The organism is Brevibacterium sp. K11IcPPYGO002 (assembly GCF_050920635.1).
Taxonomy (GTDB): domain Bacteria; phylum Actinomycetota; class Actinomycetes; order Actinomycetales; family Brevibacteriaceae; genus Brevibacterium.
This window is the reverse complement of record NZ_CP131929.1, coordinates 1470077-1488601: the sequence shown is the minus strand read 5'-3', so window position 1 is coordinate 1488601 and position 18525 is coordinate 1470077. Positions and strand designations below refer to the sequence as shown.

Annotated in this window: 14 protein-coding genes; 10 read left to right on the top strand and 4 right to left on the bottom strand. The window is 65.7% G+C overall.

The window, feature by feature from the left end:
• Positions 1-133: 133 nt before the first annotated feature.
• A complete protein-coding gene (locus tag QYM46_RS06730) occupies positions 134-928 on the bottom strand; it encodes an IclR family transcriptional regulator (protein WP_432791302.1) in 795 nt (264 codons plus the stop codon).
• 161 nt (positions 929-1089) lie between these two features.
• On the opposite strand from QYM46_RS06730, the gene QYM46_RS06725 reads away from it, so the two are divergent.
• The gene (locus QYM46_RS06725; RefSeq protein WP_432791301.1) at positions 1090-2049 is read left to right on the top strand and encodes a VOC family protein; all 960 of its coding nucleotides are present in this window, start codon (positions 1090-1092) and stop codon (positions 2047-2049) included.
• A gap of 92 nt (positions 2050-2141) precedes the next feature.
• Here QYM46_RS06725 and QYM46_RS06720 read toward each other — a convergent pair whose 3' ends face one another.
• On the bottom strand, positions 2142-4292 hold the full coding sequence (locus QYM46_RS06720) for a heavy metal translocating P-type ATPase (protein ID WP_432791721.1): 2151 nt from the start codon (positions 4290-4292) through the stop codon (positions 2142-2144).
• Positions 4293-4470: 178 nt separating this feature from the next.
• Between QYM46_RS06720 and QYM46_RS06715 the strand changes: the two genes are divergently transcribed.
• The 5 genes from QYM46_RS06715 to QYM46_RS06695 all read left to right on the top strand — a co-directional run bounded on the left by QYM46_RS06715 (position 4471) and on the right by QYM46_RS06695 (position 10544).
• A complete protein-coding gene (locus QYM46_RS06715; RefSeq protein ID WP_432791300.1) occupies positions 4471-5532 on the top strand; it encodes a 2,3-butanediol dehydrogenase in 1062 nt (353 codons plus the stop codon).
• 203 nt (positions 5533-5735) lie between these two features.
• Entirely contained in the window at positions 5736-7232 is a 1497-nt protein-coding gene (locus tag QYM46_RS06710; protein WP_169251842.1) for a GntP family permease, read from the top strand.
• Positions 7229-8638, top strand: coding sequence for a four-carbon acid sugar kinase family protein (locus QYM46_RS06705; protein WP_432791299.1), 1410 nt, complete (start codon positions 7229-7231; stop codon positions 8636-8638). Before QYM46_RS06710 ends, QYM46_RS06705 begins: the two co-directional genes overlap by 4 nt.
• Positions 8639-8703: 65 nt before the next feature.
• Positions 8704-9750 carry a 4-hydroxythreonine-4-phosphate dehydrogenase PdxA gene (pdxA, locus tag QYM46_RS06700; protein WP_432791298.1) on the top strand — a complete coding sequence of 349 codons (1047 nt, stop codon included), beginning with the start codon at positions 8704-8706 and terminating at the stop codon, positions 9748-9750.
• A gap of 68 nt (positions 9751-9818) precedes the next feature.
• On the top strand, positions 9819-10544 hold the full coding sequence (locus QYM46_RS06695; protein ID WP_432791297.1) for a DeoR/GlpR family DNA-binding transcription regulator: 726 nt from the start codon (positions 9819-9821) through the stop codon (positions 10542-10544).
• Positions 10545-10572: 28 nt separating this feature from the next.
• On the opposite strand, the gene QYM46_RS06690 is transcribed toward QYM46_RS06695, so the two are convergent.
• Together QYM46_RS06690 and QYM46_RS06685 are read right to left on the bottom strand one after the other, a co-directional pair.
• Positions 10573-12150, bottom strand: coding sequence for a BCCT family transporter (locus tag QYM46_RS06690; RefSeq protein WP_432791296.1), 1578 nt, complete (start codon positions 12148-12150; stop codon positions 10573-10575).
• A 227-nt stretch (positions 12151-12377) separates the two neighbouring features.
• On the bottom strand, positions 12378-13349 hold the full coding sequence (locus QYM46_RS06685) for an NADPH:quinone oxidoreductase family protein (RefSeq protein WP_432791295.1): 972 nt from the start codon (positions 13347-13349) through the stop codon (positions 12378-12380).
• A gap of 176 nt (positions 13350-13525) precedes the next feature.
• Between QYM46_RS06685 and QYM46_RS06680 the strand changes: the two genes are divergently transcribed.
• The 4 genes from QYM46_RS06680 (at position 13526) to QYM46_RS06665 (ending at position 18431) form a co-directional block, all read left to right on the top strand.
• Complete coding sequence (locus QYM46_RS06680; RefSeq protein WP_432791294.1) at positions 13526-14548, top strand: phosphotransferase family protein; 1023 nt, start codon at positions 13526-13528, stop codon at positions 14546-14548.
• On the top strand, positions 14545-15339 hold the full coding sequence (locus QYM46_RS06675; protein WP_432791293.1) for an SDR family oxidoreductase: 795 nt from the start codon (positions 14545-14547) through the stop codon (positions 15337-15339). The genes QYM46_RS06680 and QYM46_RS06675 overlap by 4 nt, the downstream gene beginning before the upstream one ends.
• Before the next feature lie 82 nt (positions 15340-15421).
• Positions 15422-16627: an acyl-CoA dehydrogenase family protein gene (locus tag QYM46_RS06670; protein WP_432791292.1), complete on the top strand. Its 1206-nt coding sequence runs from the start codon at positions 15422-15424 to the stop codon at positions 16625-16627.
• A gap of 85 nt (positions 16628-16712) precedes the next feature.
• A complete protein-coding gene (locus tag QYM46_RS06665; protein ID WP_432791291.1) occupies positions 16713-18431 on the top strand; it encodes a class I adenylate-forming enzyme family protein in 1719 nt (572 codons plus the stop codon).
• Positions 18432-18525 lie beyond the last annotated feature (94 nt).

The following is an 18525-nucleotide window of genomic DNA, read 5'->3' as shown; positions in this document are numbered from 1 at the left end:
CTCGAGGTCAGCGGTCCAACAATGAGACGGACGCAACTTCAGCGAAGCGCTTGAGGCCAAGACTGCACCCGGTCTCGATCCCGCCATCATCAACAGCCCGGCAACCGACAGCTGGCACTGCCGGCGCTCCCCCTCACCGGTGCGAGCCCAGCAGAGTCTCGAGAGGAATCCTCGCAGTTGCCGCTTCGAGGCGCTCACTGATCCCCTTGAGCGCCGCCAGGTGCCGAGTCAATGTACTTGCCTTCTCGGATGCAACGACGAGGCCGATGCTCGCACCGATCCGGCCGGTGTGGAAGACGGGGACCGCGATCGAGCACGCGCCGGGCCGCTGCTCTTCGTTGGTCACAGAGAACCCCTCGGCTCTGATCTGCTCGAGCTGCTCGGCAAGCAGACCGGGGTTCGTCACCGTCCGCGGTGCCACCTGATCGAGCGGCTGCCGCAGGTATGCCTCTGAGAGCCAGTCTTCCTCGAAGGCGAGCAGCACTTTCCCGACAGCGGTGGAATGCATCGGCAGGCGGCCTCCGACCCGTGACGCCCGCGGGACCCGCTCGGTTCCGTAGACCCGGTCTATATAGAGCACCTCACGACCATCGCGGATCGCAAGCTGAGAAGTCTCACCCGTGAACGAATAGAGATCCTGAATGAATGGCCGGGCCGTCTCACGCAGCTGCCGGCCGACGTTCTGCCCCATCTCCCACAGCCGCAGCCCAAGCTGGTACCTGCCCTGCGGAGTCCGGGAGAGGAACTCCCATTCGACGAGCTCACCCACCAGTCGGTGCGCAGTACTCAGCGGAATCTGCGCCGCCTCGGCGAGTTCGGTGAGCGTGAAGCTGCGACGGGGCTCTTCGAAGGTCGTCAGCAGACTGAGGACCTTGTGAGTCACGGTGCGACCCCCCTTCGGCACCTCCGGGCGCTGATTGTGCTCCATGACCAAGAATCTATCGGATCTGTCAACGCTGCCGTCGAGAAGATCACGGACGGCAGGTCACCTCGGCGGGGAGCTGGAATATTTCCGACATGAGTCTTGTTGAACGTTCAACTACTTCGATATACACTGGACCCAACAGCCCATCCGCTCAGGAGAACAGCATGACCACCACCCCAATCCAGGCACCAACTTCCACCGCCCCGCAGACACCCGCCGTCGATGAGAAACGACTCAGCGCGGCCACCGGAATGGACGCGGTGACCCTGCGCGTCGGCGACCTCGAGAAGATGTCGAACTACTACTCGAACGCTCTGGCGATGGAACCACTCGAAGAGACCGCCCGCGATGGCGAAGTCCACCGTGTGCTCGGCCGCGGCGCCACTCCCCTGGTCAAGCTCGTGGCCACCCCGGGCCTGCCCGGAGTCGACGCCAAACAGGCAGGCCTGTTCCACACCGCCTTCCTGTTCGACACCAAGGAAGCCCTGGCCGCCACGGTCGCCCACGCCGCGCAGAACACCAACAGCACCTTCGTCGGCTCCAGCGATCACCTTGTCAGCCAGGCGTTCTACTTCACCGATCCCGAAGGCAACGGCATCGAGCTCTACGTCGACCGCGCCCGTTCGGAATGGACTCACTCGCTCGACGGTGAGGTCCAGATGGACACGCTCTACCTTGACCCGAACCGCTTCCTCGAACGCCACCTGAATCAAGACGTCCTCGCGAACACTGCCGCCGAACCCGGCATCGTCGGCCACGTCCATCTGCAGGTCGGCAACATCCCTCAGGCTCGCGAGTTCTACGTCGATGCCCTCGGCTTCGAGCCGTCGCTGTCGTCAATGCCCGGAGTCCTCTTCGCGGCGGCGGGCGGATACCACCACCACGTCGCCATGAACACCTGGAACAGCCGCGGCGCTGGTCCTCGCGCGGCCAGCCTCGGCCTCGGGGACGTCGCGATCACCGTTCCCGGACGCGAGGACCTCGACGCGCTCGTCGCTCGCCTGCGCACGCACAACCTCGATTTCGCCGATAACGGACGCTCCGTGCGCGTCGTCGACCCGTGGGGCACGCAGGTGACCCTGGCCACCGGAACCAGCTCCATCGACGAGACACTGGCGCGCTGACGACCTGCCGGTGCGAACATCTCCACCGGATACAACGCGCTGAGGCGGGTGATGCTCAATGGCATCACCCGCCTCAATCGTCTGCGCCGAGATCAGCTCGTGGAGTGCACTCGCTCGACAGCCGCCCGCGGATGCAGGTCCAGCCGACGCAGCAACTGAGCGTTGAGGGCGACGACGATCGTCGAGATCGACATCAGGATCGCACCCACGCTCATCGGCAGCACGAATCCGACAGGAGCGAGCACTCCTGCCGCCAGCGGCACCGACAGCAGGTTGTACCCGGCCGCCCACCACAGGTTCTGCTTCATCTTCCGGTAGGTCGCCCGAGAGAGTTCGACGATCGAGAGCACGGATCGCGGATCGTCGGAAGCGAGGATGACTCCGGCAGAGCCGATGGCCACATCGGTTCCGGCCCCGATGGCGATGCCGACATCGGCCTGCGCGAGCGCAGGAGCGTCATTGACACCGTCACCGACCATCGCCACACGACGCCCCTCCCCCTGCAGCTCGGAGACCTTCGCCGCCTTGTCGGCGGGATGAACGCCGGCGAAGACACGGTCGATGCCGAGCTCGGAGGCCACAGACTGCGCGACCGCCTCGGCGTCTCCGGTGATCATCACGACCTGTGCACCGATGGCGTGGAGAGCATCGACGGCATCGCGAGACTCCGGCCGGATCTCATCGGCCAACCGCAGGGCACCGACGACAGATCCGTCGACGAGCACGTGGAGGATGATGGCACCTTCGGCTCGCCAGGCCTCCGCAGACTTCGCCTCGGGCGCGTCATGCGCCTCGAGCAGTCTGGGACCACCCACCTCGACCGTCTGGCCCGCGATGACGGCCTTGACCCCCACCGCAGGTGACGACGAGAAGTCGGAGGCTGTCGGCACGTCGATCCCCCGTTCAGCCGCAGCCGTGACGATGGCTGCGGCCAGCGGGTGCTCGCTGTCGGCTTCGGCCGCAGCCGCCAGGCCGAGCACTTCGCTCTCGGTCCGCGTGGCCCCGGCACCCTCGACGACTTCGATGGCGGTGACCGTCGGCTGCCCCTTCGTCAGGGTGCCGGTCTTGTCGAAGAGCACGGAATCGACCGTGCGCATCGTCTCGAGCGCGAGCCGGTCCTTGACGAGGACGCCGGCACGGGCGGCACGTTCGGTGGCGATCGACACGACCAGCGGAATGGCCAGGCCCAGGGCGTGAGGACAGGCGATGACGAGCACGGTGATCGTGCGCACGACCGCCGAGTCCGGCATGCCGATGAGCGACCAGACGACCGCTGTGATCACGGCAGCGCCGAGAGCGAACCAGAACAGCCAGGCCGAGGCTCGATCGGCGATGCGCTGGGCTCGAGATGACGAGCTCTGAGCGTCGGAGACCAGCTTCTGGATACCGGCCAGCGTTGTGTCGTCACCGATCGCGGTGATCTCGACCCGAAGCCCGGAATCGGCGGCGACGGTGCCGGCCACAACCGAGTCGCCTTCGCCGCGTCGGACCGTCGCGGATTCTCCGGTGACCATCGATTCGTCCATATGGGCCGAACCGTCGATGATCCGTCCGTCGGCGGGCACCGAGGCACCGGGTCGAACGAGGACGATGTCCCCGACGACGAGGTCGGACGGAGCGACGCTCACCGTCTCCCCATCGATGATCTTCTCGGCCTCATCCGGCAGCAGCGCGGCGAGACTGTCCAGCGCCGAGGTGGTCAGTGCCAGAGAGCGCATCTCCATCCAGTGACCGGCGAGCATGATCACGACCAGCAGAGCCAGCTCCCACCAGAAATCGAGCTGCGGGTCGAGCAGGCCCAGCGACGACCCCCAGGAGGAGATGAAAGCGACCGTGATCGCCAAAGCAATGAGCAGCATCATGCCCGGACTGCGCCCCTTGATCTCGTCGAGTCCGCCGGCCAGGAACGGCTTTCCGCCCCAGACGTACATGACGGTGCCGAGGATCGGCGAGAGCCAGCGAAGCGCACCGAGGATGCCGGTGTCGGGAACCTCGTATCCGACGAGGTGGCCGAACATCGGACTGAATGCGACGACGGGCACGGCGATGACGAGCATGATCCAGAACAGCCTCCGGAACTGCGCGACGTGATCGCCATGGCCGGCATGACCCGCGTGGCCCGAATGGCCGGAGTGAGCCTCGTGACCGGAGTGGTCGCCATGACCACTGTGGTCATGGCGAGCGTGATCGGAGTGGGCCATGGTCTCAGTGTGTGCGGAATGGCCTGTCTCAGCAGACTGCATTCCGTATTGCTGATGATTCTGCGGCTTGTCCATACCCACAATCTATACCCCTATGGGGTATGGATCAATGGTGATGCCCCACACATGCAATCGCCTGCAACCCTGGCTCTCACGTCGCAAGCGCTCTAGCGTCGAAGAACACCGAATGGCACGGATACGCCCCACGAAAGGACTCATCATGAGGGCAGCACGATTCCACGCTCGCAAAGACATCCGAATCGAAGACATCCCAGAACCCGAACTGCGGCCAGGCACAGTCGCCATCGACGTCGCCTGGTGCGGGATCTGCGGAACCGATCTCCACGAATATCTGGAGGGGCCGATCTTCGTCCCGCCGGCGGGCCACCCGCATCCGATCTCCGGCGAATCAGCCCCAGTGACCATGGGGCACGAGTTCTCCGGCACGATCACCCACCTCGGCGAAGGCGTCACCGACCTGGACGTCGGCCAGAACGTCGTCGTCGAGCCCTACATCATTGCCGAAGACGTCGACACCGGCCCCGGCCAGAGCTATCAGCTGTCGAAGGACATGAACTTCATCGGCCTCGGCGGCCATGGCGGCGGACTGTCGGAGAAGATCGTCGTGCAGCGTCGCTGGGTGCACCCGATCGGCGATATTCCGCTCGATCAGGCTGCGTTGATCGAACCATTGTCAGTCGCCCACCACGCAGTCATTCGCTCGGACGCCGCATCCGGCCAGACCGCCATCGTCGGCGGCGCAGGACCCATCGGCCTCCTCACTGCCGCCGTCCTCAAAGCCAAAGGACTGACCGTCTACATCTCCGAGCTCTCCGAGGCGCGCAAGCAGATGGCACTCTCAACAGGCGTCGCCGACGAGGTCTTCGACCCGCGTGAGTCCGACGTCGCCGAAACCGTCCGCGAGCGCACGGGCGGACGTGGAGCCGACGTGGGATTCGAATGCTCGTCCGTCCCCGCGGTTCTGGACATGCTCCTCGACGCCGTCCGTCCCGGCGGAGTCATCGTCAACGTCTCCATCTGGGGGCACAAGCCCGAGGTCGATATGCCGAAGCTGGTCCTCAAGGAGATCGACCTGCGAGGAACGATCGGCTACTCCGGCGACCACCCGGAGACGATCAGACTGGCCGCCGGCGGCACCATCGATCTCTCAGCCTTCATCACCGCACGCATCGGCCTGGACGAGCTCATCACGGGCGGCTTCGACGAACTCATCAGCAACAACGAGCACCACGTGAAGATCATCGTCGACCCTCGCGCCTGACCCCGCATTCACGCACCCTCCCCGCGGGAGGAACGCACCTCCGCGAACATTGCATCAACGTGCAGTTATGACTCATACTTGCTCATACTGTTCAACTTCGCTTCTGATCGTCGACTGCCCTCGGGCATCGCAGGTCGTGTCGAAGTCAATGAGAACCACACACCCTGGCTCGCCTGCGAGCCGGCCTCACCGCGGAGGACCCCATGGACCTGCAACTCATACTGGCGTTGGCCGCCGGCATCGTGACGATCGTCGTCATCGTGCTCGCAACCCGACTCGACGCCTTCATCGCCCTGCTTCTGGCGGCCGTCGTCACCGGCATCGTCGCCGGTCAGGATCTGCTCTCGATCATCGACTCGATCACCACCGGCTTCGGCGACACCCTGGCCAGCATCGGCATCGTCATCGGCCTCGGCGTCGGCATCGGCAAGATCCTCGAAGTCTCCGGAGCCGCCGACTCCCTCGCCCGCGCCTTCCTCCGTGCCTTCGGCAAGGGCCGTGAGCCGTGGGCGATGGGAACCGTCGGCTCGCTCGTGTCCATCCCCGTCTTCTGCGACTCCGGCTACGTGATCATGAATCCGCTGGCTCGTTCGATCGCCCGCGTGAAGAAGGGCGGCTACGTCACCCTCGCGCTGGCTCTGGGCTGCGGTATGACCCTGACTCATCACATGGTGCCGCCGACGCCGGGCCCTTTGGCTGCCACCGGCATCCTCGGTGCCGACATCGGATCGGTCATCCTCGCCGGCATCGTCTTCACCGTCATCCTCCTGCCCGTGGTCGTCGTCTACGCGCGCTGGATCGGGCCGAAGCTCGAACCCGTGCTCAACAGCAAGGTCAGGCACGACGTCTATTCCGAGGTCTCGGCCGCCTCGGCGGAGGGCACCGACGAAGGATCATCCAGGGTGTCCACCCTCACGGGCGACCATGAGCACTCCGGCGACAGCTCCACCGACTCCGCGACGTCGGAGGACGCGGCCGGCGCCGACCGGTCCGCTGGCCCTGTCAAGAAGCCCGGCGCCTTCCTCGGCTTCCTGCCGCTCATCGTCCCGCTGCTGCTCATCGTGGCCAACACGGTCGGCACCGCAATCGACAAGAGCGCACAGGGAGAGCTCGCCGGCGACGCGTACGAACCCTCCGCCTGGGTCGCTCCGCTGGCATTCTTCGGCAACCCGGTCGTCGCCCTGATCATCGGCCTCATCCTCGCCGTCTACACGCTGCTGCCCCGTGTGACCCCACGCAATCAGGTGCAGAGCTGGCTGGCCGACGGTGCCGCCTCGGCCGGTCTCATCCTCCTCATCACCGGCGCCGGCGGCAGCTTCGGACTGGTCCTGCGCGAATCGGGTGTCGGTGACGCCCTCGCCGAGGCGATCGCCTCGATCAGCCTGCCCGCGCTTCTCGTCCCGTTCCTCATCGCCTCCTTCGTCCGCCTGGCTCAGGGATCGGGTACGGTCGCGATGATCACCGCTGCCTCGGTGACGGCTCCGCTCATCGCCCCGCTGGGACTCGATCCGCTCGTGGCCGTCATGGCCTGCACCGCCGGTTCGATGGTCTTCTCCTACTTCAACGACTCCTACTTCTGGGTCGTCACCCGATTCGCCGGACTCGACGGCATCAACGCCATCAAGGGCTGGTCGGGAATCACCACTGCCGTGTGGATCTGTTCCCTTCCGCTGCTGTTCGTGCTCGACTTGATCGTATGAGCACCTCCCACATGCCGGATCCCGGCACGACGGCAGCTTCCCCCTCGGCGCAGGCGAGCCCGCGCATCCTCATCGTCGCCGACGACCTCACCGGCGGCAACGCCTGCGGGGCCCTGTTCGCCGAGGCGGGGCTGCGAACGATCACCGTCACCGACACCAGCCCGGCCGGTGGCGTCGACCTCGGAGGACTGCTCGATGACTTCGATGCGGTCGTCGTCAACGCCGACTCCCGCCACCTGCCGCCGCAGCAGGCCGGCATGGTCTACTCAGACCTCATCGAGTCCGCCGGTGCCGTCGACCTCGTGGCCTGCCGCATCGACACCACTCTGCGCGGCAACGTCGGGCCGGCTGCAGCCGCCGCCATCTCGGCGCGCAGGCGTGCACTGACCGCGCCCGACGGTCAGCAGCACCGCGTCCTGGGACTGTGCGTGCCGGCCTTCCCCGCCGCCGGCAGAACCACCGTGCAGGGGCGGCAGCTGCTGGGCGGTCGCCTGCTCGAACACACCGAGCTCGCCTACGATGTCCGCTCCCCCATGCACACCTCCGTCATCGAGGAGATCCTCGCCGCCGGCACGGATCTCGACTGTCACGTCATCGCTATCGCGACCGTCCTGGCCGGCCGTGAGGCCGTGGCCACCGCCGTGCTCGACGCCATCGGGGAAGGGGCCGACGTGCTCATCGCCGATGCCCTGACCACCGACCATATCGAGCTCGTCGGTTCCGTCATCGCTGAGATCAGCAACGACCTCGCCGAGGCGGCCACTCCGGAGATCCGCAACCGCGCAGGTCTGGCCGACGGTGAGCTGTTGGACTGGGTGACCATCGATCCCGGACCCGGCAGCCTCGCCCTGGCCCAGTCACGGCTGCCTGCTCGTGCCGATGGCATCCTGCTCGGCATCTCGGGTTCGGCCACCGAGGTCACCCGCTCTCAGCTCGCGGCCGTGGCCGAGGACCCCACGGTCACGGTCCTCCGTGCACCCGTGGACGACGCGGGCCTGCCCGATGTCGAGGCCACACTGGGCCTCATCGATCAGGCCGCCTCGGCGCGGGCGATCGTCATCGCCACCGTCCTCGAGTCCAGCGATCTGCGCGAACTCACCGATGCCGAATCCGAGCAGACGACACGGCGATTGGCGCTGATCGCCTCAACGGTCATCTCCACCATCCCGATCTCCGGCCTCTACACGACCGGCGGAGACGTCACCGCCACGGTGATGCGCGAGCTCGGCGCGATGGGGATGGAGATCGACAAGGAGATCGTGCCCCTGGCCGTGGGCGGCCGCCTCGTCGGCGGGCGCGCCGACGGACTGCCGATCGTCACCAAGGGCGGTCTCATCGGCAACGCCGGCACTGCCGTCGAATGTCTCGAGTTCCTGTCGACCACCGCCCGCGTCAGACGAGACTGAATCGTGCACGACGAACCTTGCACCCCCATCGACCGACAAAATCCGAACCATCTGAGGAGACAGCAATGACAGCACCAGCACTCGCCGTGACCGTGGGCGATCCCGTCGGAATCGGACCGGAGATCACCGCCACCGTGCTCGCGGAGTTCGCGGGCAGAGACGATCAGCACGGAATCGCCGTCGCGGATCTGGCCGTGATGAGACGTGCCGTCGACGTCCTCGGACTCGATGTCGAGCTGCGCGCCATCTCCGACTGGTCGACCCCGTCGGCCGGTGAAGGTGTCATCGACGTCTTCGACATCGGCGTGCTCGACGATGACCTTCCCGAGTGGGGCGTCGTCGACGCGCGCGCCGGCAGGGCTTCGGTGGCCGCGATCGAGATCGCCACACAGGCGGCCATGGATCAGCAGGTCGCCGGAATCGTCACCGGCCCCATCAACAAGGAAGCCGTGTGGAAGTCCGGATCGCAGCACCTCGGGCACACCGAGATGCTCGGTGAGCTGACCGGAGTGACGAAGCAGGACACGATGTTCGTCGTGGAGAACACGAAGGTCCCCGACCACAAACTCCAGATCTTCTTCGCCACCCGCCACATGTCCCTGCGCAAGGCCATCGACGCCCTCACCGTCGAGACCCAGATCGACTCGATCGAACGCGCCCATCGTGCCCTGCAGCTCTACGGCGTCGCCTCGCCGAGGCTGGCCGTCGCCGCGCTCAACCCGCACGGTGGTGAGAACGGCGCCTTCGGCGACGAGGAGATCGAGATCCTCCGTCCGGCCGTCGAGAAGGTCAATGCCGGTGGCGCCTTCGAAGTCGCCGGACCGATCCCGGCCGATTCCGTCTTCCATCAGGGGCTGACCGGCCGCTTCGACGGCATCCTCTCGCAGTACCACGACCAGGGACACATCGCGTCGAAGACCTTCGACTTCGATGGGACGATCTCGGTCACTGTGGGCCTGCCCATCCTGCGCACCTCCGTCGATCACGGCACGGCCTTCGACATCGCCGGTCAGGGCATCGCCGATGCGGGCACCATGCGCTCGGCCTACCGGGCGGCGATCGGTTACGCGCCGTTCGTCGACGGCATCCGCGCGGAGTACCTGCCGAAGTAGGCTGAGTCATATGACCGACCGCGGCGACTGAGCCGCGGTCGGCTCTGTGACCGAGGAGAGGAAGACAGATGGCGATCCGATCAGGGACCCAGCGGCGCCGCGAAGCCATTCTCGGCCTGCTCAAGACCGGATCGTGGAGCATCCCCCGCCTGGCCGGGGCTCTCGAGACCTCGGAATCGACGATCCGCCGCGACCTGCGCGATATGGCCGCAGACGGTGAGATCATCCGCACCATCGGCGGAGCCGCTGCGGCAGGGTACGTCGAACCGCCGCTGGGTGAACGGATGGAACAGCAGGCCGAAGCGAAGGACGCCATCGCCGCCCGCGCCCTCGCACGCCTCGACGATGCCCGAGTGCGCACCGTCTTCCTCGATGCCGGATCGACGGCTGTGCGTCTGGCCGAGAGGATCAGGGACCGCAGCGAGCTCACCGTGGTCACCCGCGGCCTCGAGATCGCACTGACCCTTGCCCATCCTGCCGGACCCACTGTCATCATGATCGGCGGTGAGGTCTCGACCCTGTCCCACGGAACGACCGGGGCGCTGTCGGACCATGCGCTGGCCCGCATCCATGTCGACATCGCGTTCCTCGGCGCTGATGCCGTCGACACCGCTCAGGGGCTCGGCGAACCGAGCCTCGACGAGGCCCGGACGAAGGAGCTCATCGCCGAGCGGGCCGGCGCTGTCATCGTCCTCGCCGACAGCTCGAAGGCAGGCCGCGAGGTCGCCGCCTGGGCACCGTTGCCGCCCGGTTGGACGTGGATCGACGAACACGGTGAGCACACCCAGGGCTGACGGCCCGCAGCCGCCGGTCCGAGCGTTCTCACACCTTCTGTTCGCGCGCCATCTGCCGGACGTAGACAGGAGCGGCGACCAGCGCCGGCAGCATCACGAAGCCCACTGGCACAGCGGTGATGACGATCGCCGACTGCAGAGCCTCCACTCCCCCGTCGCCGAGGCTGATGAGCACGGCGGCTGTGATGCCGATGAGCAGAGCCCAGGTGGCGCGCAGCCTCGGAGAGGGTTCCCCGGAGGTCATGCACGACTGGGACATCGCAAACGACATCGAATCCGTGGTCGTGGCGACGAAGGTCATCGTCAGGACGAGGAAGCCGAGGCTGATGACCAGCGACAGCGGCAGGTGACCGCTGATCGCCATGACCGCCGCGGGAAGTCCGCCCTCCATAAGCGGCTCCGAGATCGCCCCGTCCGACTTCTGCTCAAGGAAGATGCCTGTGCCGCCGAGCACTGTGAACCAGAAGGTCGTGGCCACGGGAGGCAGCACCGTCGTGCTGATGAGCAGATCGCGGACCGTGCGGCCCTTGGAGATCCGGGCGACGAAGATCGCCATCAGCGGCGCATAGCCGAGGAACCAGCCGAAGAAGAAGACGGTCCACCCGGACAGCCACTCGGTGTCACCGCGGTAGAGGGTCATGCTGAAGAAGTCGGTGACGTAGAGGGCGAATCCGTCGAAGAAGCTCTTGACGACGAACCACGCCGATCCGAGCACGAGCACCGCGGCCATGAGGCCGAGCGCCAACCACACGTTCGCGGAGCTGAGGAATCGGATGCCTCGGTTGACTCCGGAGAAGACACTGACTCCGGCGACCGCGGTGAGCGTGGCGATGACGAGGAGCTGGACGGGATAGACGTCGGGGATCCCGAACAGCGAATTGAGGCCGTAGGAGACTTGGAGGCCGAGGAAGCCGACCGGGCCGATGGTGCCCGCCGCGACTGAAATCACGCACACGACGTCGACGATCGCAGCGATCGGTCCGGTGGCCGCGCGCCTGCCCATGATCGGATACAGAAGGCTGCGGGGGCGAAGCGGCATGCCTTTCTCGGCAGCGCGCATCATGACGATGGCACCCAGCGAGCCGAGAATCGCCCAGGCGAGGAAGCCCCAGTCGATGAAGCTTGTGGCCAATGCTGCAGCCACTGCGTCGACTCCGCCGCCGTCGGAGAAATACGGTGGTCTCGAGGTGTAGTGGTACATCGGTTCGGCGGCCGCCCAGAACACTCCCCCTGCCGCGAGCAGGGTCATCATGATCATCGCGATCCAGGAGAATCGGTTGAAGTCCGGTCGCGCCTGGTTGCCCAATCTGGCCTTCGCCCAGGGAGTGAAGACGAGGACGAGCGCGATGAGGAATGTGGCCAGCAGCAGGATCTGCCAGTACATCCCGAAGATCTCGGCACAGGCGGCGAACCCGGCCCCCACCCAGCCCGACATCCGATCAGGAACGATGAGAGCAAGGGCGACGAAGCTCGCGAGGATCCCCACGCTCGCCCCGGCCACGGGCCGGTCGAGGCGGCGGGGGCCGATATGGCCGGGGTCGTCTGTCGCAGGAGGCGGCTCAGCCGCCTGATCGGCGGAGACCGTGCGGGTGCTGGTCTGGCTCATGGGTGGCGCTGCCTTCCGTGCCCCGCTGACTCTGCCGTCGGCTGCGGGGCTGTTGGGTATCGATGCTCGTTCCGTCTGGAATCGCAGCGGCCCAGTCTAGGGGGCGGAGCACCGAAACGGTCCGGCGGCCGAGGGATTTCCGCTCGAATGTGGGACGACTCACCCGCCTCGGTGGTCTGCCCTGGGACATCCGCGCCGTTCCCGGATGAGCGCGGTCGTCGCCGGTCTCACTCCCCCGCGATCTCGAGCAGCACCTTGCCGATCACGGAGCGGGATTCGAGTTCCTTGATCGCTGCTGCCGCCTGCGCCAGCGGATACCTCGCATGGTTGCGCGGATTGAGACGCCCGGCGGACACATACTCGGCCACGGCCTGCCACTGTTCGTCGATGAGAGACGGATGACCGACAGTCGCCGCGCCCCACGCGACACCATCGACGGAGATGTTCTTCAGCAGCAGTCGGTTGACCTTGATCGAGGGAATCTCGCCGGCAGTGAACCCGAGGACGAGCAGCCGGCCGAAGGGTGCGAGCACTCGCGTCGAATCGGTGAAGCGGTCGCCGCCGACAGGGTCGAAGACGATGTCGACGCCGCCCGGGAAGATCTCCTTCGTCGCGTCTTTGAAGCCGTCGGCGAAGACGACATGCCTCGCGCCGATCTCACGAACCGCGTCGGCCTTCGCCTCGGTCGAAACGACGGCGACAACGTCGAGTCCCATCGCCGAGCCCAGCTGCACCGTGGCCGAGCCGAGGCCACCCGCAGCACCGTGGACGAGGAGACTCTGGCCCGGCCGGGCATCGGCGCGCACACGCAGCGCGAAGTCAGCAGTGAGCACGTTCATCGGCATACCTGCGGCATCGGCCAGAGAGACCGTGTCCGGCACCTTCACGGTGGCCTCGTCGGCGGCCACAAGGTACTCGGCGAAAGTGCCCGAGCCCGTGATCGCCGCGACCCGATCACCGACGGCGAACCGGGAGCCCGGCCCCGCCTCGGCGACAGTTCCGGACGCTTCGGAACCCAGGGTGAATGGCAGGTCATGCTTGACCTGATACATCCCGCGCGTCTGCAGCAGCTCGGGGAAGGTCACTCCGGCGTAGGCGACCTTGATGAGCACTTGGCCCGGCCCCGGAATCGGACGCTCCACATCGAGATGCTCCACATCATCGGGCCCGGTCAGAGCAGTGACGCGAATGGCTTTCATAGTTTCCTCGCTAACGTTGTGGCCCACGCGGAACGCCCCGGCTCCGGTGGCAGCGGTCTTCTCACCTCTATCACACCGCGCGGCTATGACCGTGATCACTTTCACGGCTTGACTCCCCCGCCCGGGATGAATACTGTGAACTCTACTGAACGATTGTTCACTCGGGAAGGTCAAGGATGACACAATCACCGGCAGGGTTCGATGTGGACAGCATCGGCAGATGGATCGAGCAGAGATTCGGGGTCAGCGACTTCGAGGTCGAAGTGATGTCGGTCGGTCGCTCGAATCTCACGTTCACCATCCTCGTCGACAGCAGTCCGCGCTGGGTGCTGCGACGCCCGCCCCTCGGCCACGAAGGCGGCAGTGCTCACAACGTCGCCCGCGAAGGCCGGATCATAGCTGCTCTCAACGACAGCAGCGTTCCGGTGCCGACCGTCCTCGACATCGTCGATGACCCGGAGGTCCTGGACGTGCCCTTCGTGTTCATGGATCACTGCCCCGGGTTCCCGATCAACACTCCCTCCGAGTGGGAGTCCATCCCTGCTGAGAATCGCCGCGACTGCGCCTTCGGCATGGTCGACGCCCTGGCGGCGATCCATTCCGTCGACGTCGATGCTGTCGGTTTGTCCGACCTGCGCCGGCCGGGCGGACTCATCGACCGACAGCTGCGTCGCTGGATCGGGCAGGTCGAGAAGATCGCGATGCGCGAGACCCCGATCATCCATGAGGTCCACGACGTCCTCCGCGAGGCCATGCCCGACCCGGCAGGCTCGCCCGTGGGAATCGCGCACGGGGACTTCAAACCGAACAATCTGATCTTCGGACCTTTTGGCGTGGTCAACGCCGTCGTCGACTGGGAGCTGACGGCCATCGGTGAGGTGCTCACCGACCTCGGCTATTTCGTCGCCATGCTCACAGTGCCCGAGCAGTACACCAGCATCTGGGTGCCCCGAACCGATGACGGCTTCCCGACCACAGACGAACTCATCGACCGCTACCAGGAAGTCAGCGGTCACGAAGTCCACGATGTCGGCTACTACTCGGCGTTTGCGATGTGGAAGCTCGCCTGCATCCGTGAAGGCGTCTACACACGGCTGGCGACAGGAAAGATGGGTGACCTCGATCTCGACCCGGACGAGACCGGAGCCGGTGTCGAAGACCTCGCTCGCCAAGCACTCGACCTGCTGGAGAGATCATGACCTCGCCTCTGGCCGGCAAGCGCGCAGTGGTCACTGGGGCCGCCGGCGGAATCGGTGCCGCAATGTCCGCCGAGCTCATCGAACGCGGGGCGACAGTCGTCCTCGCCGACCTCTCCCCCACAGCCGGCGGCACCGCCGCCGAACTCGGCCCCTCGGCATACGCATGGACAGGGGACGTGTCAACGGTTGAGGGGATCGCCGCGCTCATCGAATTCTCCGACGACCGCCTCGGCGGGATCGATCTGTACTTCGCCAATGCCGGGATCATCGGTCCGGCGATGCTCGGGGAGACCGATGCGGACTGGGATGCGATCATCGACATCAACATGCGCGCTCATATCCGGGCCGCGCAGGCCCTGGTCCCCCGCTGGCAGGAGGCCGGATCCGGTTATTTCGTGGCGACCGCTTCGGCGGCGGGTCTGCTCACACAGATCGGTTCGGCCGCCTATTCGGTGACGAAGCACGCCTCGGTCGGATTCGCGGAATGGCTGGCCATGACTTATCGCGATGACGGGATCCGTGCCTCGGTGATCTGCCCGATGGGTGTGAACACGAATCTGCTCGACGATGCCGGATCCGGCGGAGGAACCGCCCAGAAGGCCGTAACCTCGGCCGGGACCGTCCTGGAGCCCGCCGAGGTGGCCGTCATCGTCCTCGACGCGGTCGAAAACGAGCAGTTCCTCATCCTCCCGCATCCCGACGTCCTCGACATGTACCGGATGAAAGGCAGCGACTACGACCGCTGGCTGCGGGGAATGTCCCGTTACCAGTCCCGACTCAGCGAACAGTGACACCGAGACTGACCACCGAGTGAGACCCGTCTGAGACCAGACCTCTCAGCAATGTGAGCCCATCGAGAAGCAAGGAGCCCCCGTGTTGGAAATCAGCGAACGCGGACGTGAGTATCAGCAGCGTCTGAACGCGTTCATGGACGAATTCGTCTACCCGGCCGAGCCGGTCTATGCCGAGCAGATGGCCGCGGCGGCCAGCCCTCACACGCAACCGCAGATCCTCGAAGACCTCAAGGTCGAAGCGAAGAGGCAGGGCCTGTGGAACCTCTTCCATCCGCACCCGGAATGGGGACCCGGCCTGACGAACCTCGAGTACGCTCCGCTGGCCGAGATCACCGGACGCAGCCTGGAGATCGCTCCCGAAGCGATCAACTGCAATGCACCGGATACCGGAAACATGGAGGTCTTCACGGTATTCGGCACCGATGAGCACAAGGAGAAGTACCTGGGGCCCCTGCTCGAGGGTGAGATCGCCTCGGCCTTCGCGATGACGGAACCGGCTGTGGCCAGCTCCGATGCGACGAACGTCGAGATGAGCATGGAACGCACCGACGACGGGTTCGTGCTCAATGGCCGCAAATGGTTTGCGTCGAACGGAATGCACCCGAATTGTCGGGTGCTCATCGTCATGGGCAAGACCGACCCCACTGCCGAGGTGCACCGCCAGCAGTCGATGCTCGTCGTGCCGATCGACGCCCCCGGAGTCACGGTCGTGCGCAACCTGCCCGTGTACGGCTACGCCGACCGGGAAGGCCATGCCGAGATCGTCTTCGAAAACGTGCACGTGCCTCTCAAAGACATCCTCAAGGGTGAGGGCGAAGGCTTCGCCATCAGTCAGGCACGCCTGGGCCCGGGCCGTATCCACCACTGCATGCGTGCCATCGGAGCCGCCGAGCGGGCGCTCGAACTCATGGTCAGACGCGCCGAATCCCGGGTGACCTTCGGTGAGAAGCTGTCGAACCGGGCGAACATCCAGGACTGGATCGCCGAATCCCGGATCGAAATCGATCAGGCTCGGCTGCTGACCCTGCACGCCGCGGACAAGATGGACAAGTACGGCAACAAGGTCGCGAAGAACGAGATCGCAGAGATCAAGGTCGTCGCACCGACGATGGCGCTGAAGGTCATCGACAGGGCCGTTCAGGTCCACGGCGGCGGCGGAGTCACCGAGGACTTCCCCCTGGCCCGCATGTGGGCGCATATGCGCACCCTGCGTCTGGCGGATGGACCGGACGAAGTGCACAAACGCTCCATCGCCCGCAATGAGATCAAGAAATACCGCGGCTGAGATCGGCTCTTCCGCGCTGCAGCGAGACCCCGCCGGGCCCGCGGCATGGTGTGCGAGCCCGGTACCACCTGCGAAAGGATGTTCAATGACGAACAGTTGGTTCGACGACCGACCATGGATCACCACTTTGGGCGATATCGCTCAGGAGCCCTATGTGCTGCCGGAATCGACGCCCTTGGCCGATCTGGCCGCCACGGTCGAAGCCCGCGGCGACGAGGAGGGCATCACCTACTACGGATTCACCCTGACCTGGACCGAATTCGACCGGTGGTCGACGGCGTTCGCCGCCTTCCTCTCGGCCCACGGAATCAAGCCCGGCGACAGAGTCGGAATCTATGACCAGAACACCCCCGCGTTCGTGATCTCCACCTACGGGATCTGGAAGGCCGGAGGCACCGTCGTCCCTCTCAACCCCATGTACCGCGGCGAGCTCGAGCACATCTTCTCCGACTCCGAAGTCAAGGGACTCATCGTCTCTCAAGCCGCCTACCTCGATCGGGTCAAGGACTATACGGCAGACGTGCCACTCGTCGTGCTCAGCGACGACCGAAGCTTCCAGACGGACGGCCCCGAAGCGATCTATGCAATGTTCGACTCGCTTCCGCGGTTCGACGAGCTGCCGCCGGCCGAGGGACGCTTTGCATTCGCAGACGCGGTGCAGAGCAATCTCGATGCCGATTTCACCCCGCACTCCCCCGCCCCTTCAGACCTCGGGCTCATCGCATACACGTCCGGCACCTCGGGGCGGTCGAAGGGAGCGGCAGCCACACATGCGAATATCTCGAGCAATTCGCGCTACTGCCTGCGCAACCCGATACTGGGCCCCGGTGACGGCTACGTCTCACTGGCGCCGCTGTTCCACATCACCGGATTCATCTGCCAATTCCTTGCTGCTGTCGCCGGCGGCGCCCGTCTCATCCTCAACTACCGTTTCGAGCCCGGTTCGCTCATCGCCCTGTGCGAACGGGAGAAGCCTGCATACATGGCAGGTCCGGCCACGATCTACACAGCGATGATGGCCCACCCTGAGTTCAGCGCCGAGAAGTTCGCGTCCTTCAAATCGCTCATGTCCGGCGGTGCACCGCTGCCCGAGGGTCTGGTGAATAAGTTCGAGCAACGTGCCGAGATCTATGTCGGTCAGGGCTACGGCCTGTCGGAGACCTGCGCTCAGGTCGCCACCGTGCCGCACGGATTCCAGGCCCCGGTCGACCCGGACAGCGGGAACCTCGCCTGCGGTCTGCCGCAGGCGGACGTGATGATCCGCATCCTCGATGATGACGGTCAACCGGTGGGGCCCGGGGACGTCGGGGAAGTTGCGATCTCCGGACCTCAGGTGGTCTCCAGCTACCTCAACAACCCACAGGCCACGGCCGAGCAGATCCCGAACGGCGAGCTGCACACCGGCGATGTCGGATTCATGAATGAGGACGGGTGGCTGTTCATCGTCGACCGGAAGAAGGACATGATCAATGCCTCGGGCTTCAAGGTGTGGCCGCGTGAGGTCGAGGATGTGCTCTACACTCACCCGGCGGTGCAGGAGGCCGCTGTCGTGGGCATCCCCGATGACTACCGGGGAGAGGATGTGGCGGCCTTCGTCACGCTGCAGCCCGGCGGCGAGGCGACCGCAGAGGAGATCATCGCCTTCTGCCGACAGAGGCTCGCCTCCTACAAGGCTCCGCACCGGGTGACGTTCCTCGATCAGCTGCCGAAGACGAGTTCCGGTAAGATCCTGCGGCGGACGATCCGCGCCGATGCCGTCGAAGCCGCCCAGGCGGCCCGAGCAGCGGCGGGTCCCGCCGACTGAAGGCAGCCGCCTCGAGTTCCGGAGTCTGCTCGGCTTCCTCGACTATGCCTGCTAGCTCCCATCGGCCATGGACCGGACAGCGCTGGAAGCGGTA